Genomic DNA, 6,730 nt, shown 5'->3' with positions numbered 1-6,730 from the left:
CCGTCGACCCCCGGTGGTCGACCAAGCGAGGAACGAGCGCGTGGAGAACCCGGCAACGTACCAAGAAAGGATTGACAGTGCTCTTCACCGAAACGGAATACGCACAGCGGCTCAGCAACGTCCGCCGGCGCATGGAGGACCAGGGTCTCTCGGCCCTGCTGGTGACTGACCCGGCCAACATCTACTACCTGTGCGGGTACAACGCGTGGTCTTTCTACACACCCCAGCTGCTGTTTGTTCCGGCAGAGGGCGACATGGTGCTCTTCGCCCGGGAAATGGATGCCCAGGGTGCCTTCCGCACCACCTGGCTGCCGCCGTCGGGCATTGAAAGCTACCCGGAGCGCTATGTGCACCGGCCGCACATCCACCCGTTTGACTTTGTCTCCTTCACCCTTCGGCAGCGCTTTCTGATTGCACCGGCGGCCAAGGCCTGCGTGGGCCTGGAGATGGATTCCCACTTCTTTTCCGTGAAGGGATACCGGGCGCTGGTCAATGCCATCCCGGAGTGGACCATGGTGGACTGCTTTGACCTGGTCAACTGGGTTCGACTGGTGAAATCGCCCGCGGAAATCCAGCTCATGCGGAGCGCCGCCGTGGTGTGCGGCCAGGCGATGACTGCGGCGCAGGACCACCTTGAGGTGGGGGCCCGGCAGTGCGACGTTGCCGCCGCCATCAGCCACGCCCAGATCTCCGGCACGCCCGAGGTTGGAGGTGACTACCCCGCCATCGTCCCGATGCTGCCCACCGGCGAGGAAGCTGACACGCCGCACCTCACGTGGAATGAGTCCATTTTCGAACGTGATCAGGCCGTGGTCGTCGAACTCGCCGGCGCCTTCAAGCGTTACCACGTTCCCCTGGCCCGGACCTTTGTGCTCGGCACGCCAACCGGGGAACTCAAGCGGGTGGCAGACGCCGTCGGTGAGGGCGTGAGCGCCGTCCTTGACGTGGTGCGTGCTGGCGTTCCGGTCCGCGAGCTTGCCTCCACCTGGAACTGGACGCTCGCCAAATATGGCCTGGAGAAGCCGTCACGGCTGGGCTACTCGATCGGCATCGGCTATCCACCCGATTGGGGCGAGCGGACCACCAGCCTGCGTTCCGAAGACGACACCATTCTCGAAGAAAACATGACGTTCCACCTGATCGGTGGGATGTGGATGAAGGGTTACGGCTACGAACTCTCGGAGTCCATCCGAGTGACGCAGACCGGCGTCGAAACCTTCACCTCTTTTCCGCGCGAACTGATTCAGAAAGGTTAATCATGCATACCTCCCCCTTGGCGGCCCGCGCAGACAAACTGGTGGGCTCGGTCATCGATTCCAGTACGTCGCTGCTGGCGGCGCAGAAGCACGACATTGTCCGTTTCGCGATGGGCGCCCCGGCTGATGAGACTGTCCCCACTGAGGAATTCCGCGACATCGCGTCCAAAGTCTTCACCGACCGCTCCTTCACCTACGGCGCCACCGAGGGCGAGCCGGTCCTGTTGAAGCAGCTGCTCGGCTACCTGGCCACCACCAGCGAACCCACCCGTGAAGAGCGGGTCACCATCACCGCGGGCGGCATGCAGGGCCTCGACATCGCGTTCAAGATGTACGTCGATCCCGGCGACCTGGTCATCGTTGAAAGCCCCACCTACACCAACGGCAGCGCCACCGCCCTCAGCTACGGCGCGGACCTGCTCGAGGCGCCGATGGATAAGAACGGCCTGATTGTTGAGGCGCTGCCGGACCTGGTCGCGGCCGCCGGACGCACCCCGAAGGCCATCTACACCATCCCCAACTTCCAGAACCCCTCCGGCACCACGCTGTCCCAGGCACGCCGCGAACAGCTGGTTGAACTGGCGCACCAGTGGAACGCCGTCATTATCGACGACGATCCGTACGGCCTCCTGCGCTTCAGCGGCGAGGACATCCCCGGCTTCCAGCAGATCAGTCCCGAGGATCCGCTCATCTTCTCTGTCCGCACCTTTTCGAAGATTCTGGCGCCCGGCCTCCGGGTTGGTTGGGTTGATGCGGATCCGTCCGTCCGCCAACTGGTGATCCATTCCAAGCAGGCGATGGACACCTGCACCAACGTGCCCAATCAGCACATCGTTGCCGAGTTCATCCGTCGTGGCGGATTGGATGACCATCTGGCCGGGCTGCGGCTGGAATATCATGCGCGCAAGGTTGCCATGCTGGACAGTATCGGCCGCCACCTCGGCGGACGGGTCGCCACAACCAATCCCGACGGCGGTTTCTTCCTCTGGCTCACCCTGCTCGGCGAGGATGCGGCCACGTCCACGCAGGCACTGTTCGAGACGGCGCTCGCGGAAGGGGTTGCGTTCATCCCCGGTCCCGCGCTGTCCGCCAGCGGGAAGTTCGACGACGCCCTGCGGCTCTGCTTCGCCTCCACCACCCCCGGGCGAACCGAAGAGGGCATTGTCCGGCTCACGCGCGCGCTGGACCGCGCCCGGTGAAACTGACCGACACCGAGCGTACGGTCCTGGACCTGATTACCGTGGACGACGTCGTCGGGCTGGCCTCCGCGCTCATCGCCGAGGGCAGCGAGAATCCGGGCGGAACGGAAGCGGCAACGGTCGCGGTTCTCCGCGCGGCGTGCGAGACGCACGGATTCGAAACTGTCGAGGACGAGGCGGCCCCCGGCAGGCCCAATCTCGTGGCCACTCTTCCCGGAGGCAACGGGCCCGGAATCATGTTCCTCGGCCACTCGGACGTGGTGCCCGCCGGCGACGGCTGGAGCCGCGGTCCGTTCGCGCCCCAGGTGGAGGACGGCCGGCTCTACGGCCGCGGCTCCACCGACATGAAAGGCGGGCTTGCCGCCGTCGTCATGGCGATGGCTGCCCTGCGCAGGGCGGGCGTGACGCTTTCCGGCCCGGTGCAACTGGTATGCACCGTGGACGAAGAGGACCTGGGGCTCGGCATCCGAAAGTACACCGCGGCCGGACCCGACCGCCGGTTTGCCGCCTGCGTCGTCGCCGAGCCGACCGATCTGACCACGGTGATCGGCTGCCGCGGGGACAGCTACCTTGAGCTCACGGTTACGGGGCGCGCCGCGCATTCCGGCAGGCCCGGCGACGGGCGCAACGCCATCGATGCAACCGCACGGATCCTGGACCTGATCAGGGCCGACCAGGTGCGGCTCTCAGCTGAGGGGGACGATCTGCTGGGGCCGGGCACCTGGAGTGTGGGAAGGATTTCGGGTGGTGAAGGTACCTCGATTGTCGCCGCCGAGTGTCGCACCTGGATTGACCGCAGACTACTGCCGGGTGAGGATCCGTCCGGGATAGCCGAGGATTTGCTGGCGTCCGCTGATCTGGGAGACGGCATCTCCGCGTCGTTGGACGTCACCATGGAAATGCCCGGCTTCCGCACCCCGTCCGATCATGCGCTGGTCACCACGGCGGTAACGGCAGTGCACGACGTCGGCCGCCCCAGTTCAGTGAGCGGGTGGACGGCGGCGTGCGACGGGGGTTTCATCGCCCGGGATCACGGCATTCCAACCATTGTGCTTGGACCGGGCGGGCTTAACGACCAAGCGCATCAGGCCAATGAGTCAGTTGAGGTGGCTGAGCTGGTGGCAGCGGCGAAGGCGTACGCGCTGATTGTGCTGCGGCTGCTGGCTGCCTGAATCGACTCTCCCCAAAATGACCTTCTCGCGGCCAAATGGGGGCTGAAAGGGTCATTTTGGGGAGAGTCGATTCCCGGGGTCATATGTAAGGCGCTGCAGCGCATCCTCCATGTGGCTGATCAGCAGCCGATCCACCAGCTCAATATCCCCTGCTCCAATGGCGTCGGCAATACCTTGATGCTCTGCCGCCCGGTTATCGGACGCACGATAGGTCGACTTCAACGCATTGAGGCACATGCGGGTCTCGGTGAGAAGTGTGTTGTGCATCCTGGAGAGGCGCCGGCTGCCGGCAAGCCCCACCAGCACTTCGTGGAACTCAAGATCGGCGCTGGTGACGGCGTCAGTATCCCCAGCCACCGCAGCCTCCTTCATTGCGGCGACAGTCTTGGAGAGCACGGACCGCGCGTCCCCCGGTGCGGCCACCGCCAGCTGGGCCGCCGCCGCCCGTTCCACCGCTGTACGCGCGAGATACATGTCCTTGATGTCATCGTCGTTCATGGTGATCACAAAGAGCCCGCGGTTCCGGATACTCAGCAGCAAGCCCTCTTGGGTGAGGCGTTGCGTGGCTTCACGAAGCGGCCCCCTGCTCACGCCAAGTTCACGAGCCAGTTCCGCTTCCCCAAGCTGACTCCCAGGCGCAAGTTCACCCTCCGCGATAGCCCGGCGGAGTTTGCCCGCGATGATTGACGGCGTCGACTCCTGAACAAGCGGTTCAATGATGCGTCGCTGCGCCAATGTCGTGCCTTTCTGCCAATGATCAGACTGTCGACAATTCTACAAGCGCGCCAGCGAACTCTGGACGCGCCGCAGACCAGTGAGACAACAGCGGAGTTCCAGGACCTGTCCCGAAACTCCGCCGTCATGCACCGATCGCTATGCGGTCTTCTTCGACCTGGCGCTGGTCTCCTCCCCGGGGATTCCAGTTCCGCGCAGGGACAAGCCCGCCGTTTCCGGGATGAACTTCAGCGCGATCATGCCGATTACACAAGCACCCATCATGTATATCGCTGGCACCAGGTTGTTGCCCGTGCCGTTGATCAGTGCTTCATTCACGGCCGGGGCAGTCCCGCCGAAGACGGCGGTCGCCACGTTATAGGTAATGGCAAAACCGGCGAACCGCACCTGTGTTGGGAACAGAGACGGGAACGTGGCGGAGATCGTGGCCAGCTGCGGCAGGTACAGGAGTCCGAGAACCGCAAAGCCCAGCAGTGCGAAACCGAAGCCAAGGCCCATCAACATGAACATAGGCAGCGCCATCACGAAAAGCCCGATGAGGGAGAACCACCAAAGCGGTTTGCGACCCACCCTGTCAGACAAACCACCCGCATACGGAATCAACACCATGATCACCAATTGACCGATCAGCAGCAGTGTGAACGTTGCATCTGCGTCCATATCGATGGTGCTCTGCAGGTAGGTGGGCATGTAAGCCAACAGGGTGTAGTTCACCACATTCAAGGCGATGACCAGACCGGACATGGCAAGAATTGGGCGCCGGTAAGTGGTGAGGAGATCCTTGAGCGCCAGACCAGCGCTGGATTCCTTCTCGCCCTTCTTTTCGAGTTCACGGAAAACAGGGGTGTCCTCAAGTTTGGTACGCAAATACCAACCAATGAGACCCATCGGCCCTGCGATCAGGAATGGAAGACGCCAGCCCCAATCCGACATTGTCTCTGCCCCGAGTGTTATCTGGCTGACCAACGCGATGAGCGAGCCCAGCGCAAAGCCGGCCAAGGTTCCAACTTCAAGGAAACTTCCGTAGAAGCCACGCTTCTTGTCCGGAGCGTACTCGGCCATGAAGGTGGCAGCTCCGCCATACTCGCCGCCGGTGGAGAAGCCCTGAATCAAACGGAGCAGGATCAGAAGTGCGGGCGACAGGAAGCCCACCGCGTCAAACGAGGGCAGGAGTCCGATGGAGAACGTAGCCGCTGCCATCAGCAGAATTGTCATGGCAAGAACCGCCTTGCGGCCGATCCTGTCCCCCAGCGGTCCCCAGAAAAGACCACCAAGGGGCCTCACCAGGAATGAGATCGCAAAAGTGCCGAGAGCCCAGACCGTTGCCTGGTCCCCCGGGAAGAACACGGAACTTATGTACACCACCATGACGCCGTAGACGCCGTAGTCGAACCACTCCACCGCATTGCCGATCGCCGACGCGCCGATAGCTCTTCGCAGTGTCTTCTTGCCTTCGGGAGTGTTGGCATCTGGAGCGGCAAACTCGGTTGAACCCCCGTCCGCTGAACTTGTTATGTCATCTCTGTCTGCCATAGCGTCTCCTAAAGGTTGTTCACGCTTGGCCGCCAAGTTCGGCGACATTGAAAATACGAGCCGGACCGCGACGGGTAGCGTCGCCATGTGCGGGAACGAATGCCGTCGTGGTTTTGGCCACTGTATTGGAAACTATTCCCCCGTTCGTATGATTGTCAACAATTAGAGATAACATCGTGATCACGTTTTGTGATGCAGGCCACAACTGAACGCCACGTCTAGGCAAGGTACGACGACGGCGCGAGTCGGCTTGCGCCGTCGTCGTACCTCTAAGCCCGTGAATAAGTCAGCGTTTCGCCCCGGGCTCCGCCCATCCAGATGTCCTGGCAGGCCCGCGCCATCTCATCAAGCCCCTCTTCGATGGTGGCGAACACATTGCCCGGAACCCAGCCGACATCGCCGTTGAAGAGCAGGTTGTTCCTGCCATAGAAGACGGCCAGGTCGATGATTGGCTTTGGCTCCGTGAGTCCGTCGTCGGATTCGTACCCGTGGGAGGGCGTCTGGAGAATATCGGCATTGAAGGTGAAATAGCAGACGTCGCCGGGGATCGGCGTCACGGTGGTGTTCTCCGCGCCGGGCTCCGTGGGCGCAAATGCCGGCACCAGGTTATAGATCTCATTGCGGGCATACTTCCCGTGGAAGACCTGCCCGCTCAGCGGCAGCGCATCCCAAACGGCTTGCGCTGTGCGGGGAGCCTCCTCATCGAGCAGGCGCGCGCGGCAGGAAACGCCGCGCTTCTCCAGCGTGATCGTGATGTACCGGGGCATGGTGATCCGTTTCTCTTGGGTGCTCAGGTTGCCTGCGGCGGGCGCCGCGCCATCCAGTGAGTGGCCGA

General features: G+C 62.9%; 6 protein-coding genes. 3 read left to right on the top strand and 3 right to left on the bottom strand.

The annotated features are described in order from the left end of the window. Nucleotides 1-77: 77 nt before the first annotated feature. From Y708_RS0109425 to Y708_RS0109415, 3 genes are read left to right on the top strand one after another with little or no spacing between them, the layout of a single operon-like run. Nucleotides 78-1,256, top strand: a complete 1,179-nt coding sequence (locus Y708_RS0109425; protein ID WP_028279746.1) for a M24 family metallopeptidase — start codon at nucleotides 78-80, stop codon at nucleotides 1,254-1,256. 2 nt (nucleotides 1,257-1,258) lie between these two features. Further along, complete coding sequence (locus Y708_RS0109420) at nucleotides 1,259-2,455, top strand: aminotransferase-like domain-containing protein (RefSeq protein ID WP_028279745.1); 1,197 nt, start codon at nucleotides 1,259-1,261, stop codon at nucleotides 2,453-2,455. Further along, a complete protein-coding gene (locus Y708_RS0109415) occupies nucleotides 2,452-3,627 on the top strand; it encodes a M20 family metallopeptidase (protein WP_028279744.1) in 1,176 nt (391 codons plus the stop codon). The genes Y708_RS0109420 and Y708_RS0109415 overlap by 4 nt, the downstream gene beginning before the upstream one ends. A 51-nt stretch (nucleotides 3,628-3,678) precedes the next feature. Here the strand turns inward: Y708_RS0109415 and Y708_RS24020 are convergent, their stop codons facing one another. The 3 genes from Y708_RS24020 to Y708_RS0109400 all read right to left on the bottom strand — a co-directional run bounded on the left by Y708_RS24020 (nucleotide 3,679) and on the right by Y708_RS0109400 (nucleotide 6,662). Continuing rightward, nucleotides 3,679-4,362 (bottom strand): GntR family transcriptional regulator, encoded by a 684-nt coding sequence (locus Y708_RS24020; protein ID WP_035775832.1) that lies wholly within the window; start codon nucleotides 4,360-4,362, stop codon nucleotides 3,679-3,681. Nucleotides 4,363-4,500: 138 nt separating this feature from the next. Next, on the bottom strand, nucleotides 4,501-5,895 hold the full coding sequence (locus Y708_RS0109405; RefSeq protein ID WP_081746641.1) for an MFS transporter: 1,395 nt from the start codon (nucleotides 5,893-5,895) through the stop codon (nucleotides 4,501-4,503). A 269-nt stretch (nucleotides 5,896-6,164) separates the two neighbouring features. Continuing rightward, nucleotides 6,165-6,662, bottom strand: coding sequence for a DUF3830 family protein (locus tag Y708_RS0109400; protein ID WP_028279742.1), 498 nt, complete (start codon nucleotides 6,660-6,662; stop codon nucleotides 6,165-6,167). Nucleotides 6,663-6,730: the final 68 nt, after the last annotated feature.

Source organism: Arthrobacter sp. H5, assembly GCF_000520595.1.
Taxonomy (GTDB): domain Bacteria; phylum Actinomycetota; class Actinomycetes; order Actinomycetales; family Micrococcaceae; genus Arthrobacter_D.
This window is presented reverse-complemented; position numbering and strand designations above follow the sequence as displayed.

Coding starts and splice junctions, on each gene's coding strand:
- Y708_RS0109420 (WP_028279745.1), top strand. CDS start 1,259: ATGCATACCTCCCCCTTGGCGGCCCGCGCAGACAAACTGGTGGGCTCG.
- Y708_RS0109400 (WP_028279742.1), bottom strand. CDS start 6,662: ATGCCCCGGTACATCACGATCACGCTGGAGAAGCGCGGCGTTTCCTGC.
- Y708_RS0109405 (WP_081746641.1), bottom strand. CDS start 5,895: ATGGCAGACAGAGATGACATAACAAGTTCAGCGGACGGGGGTTCAACC.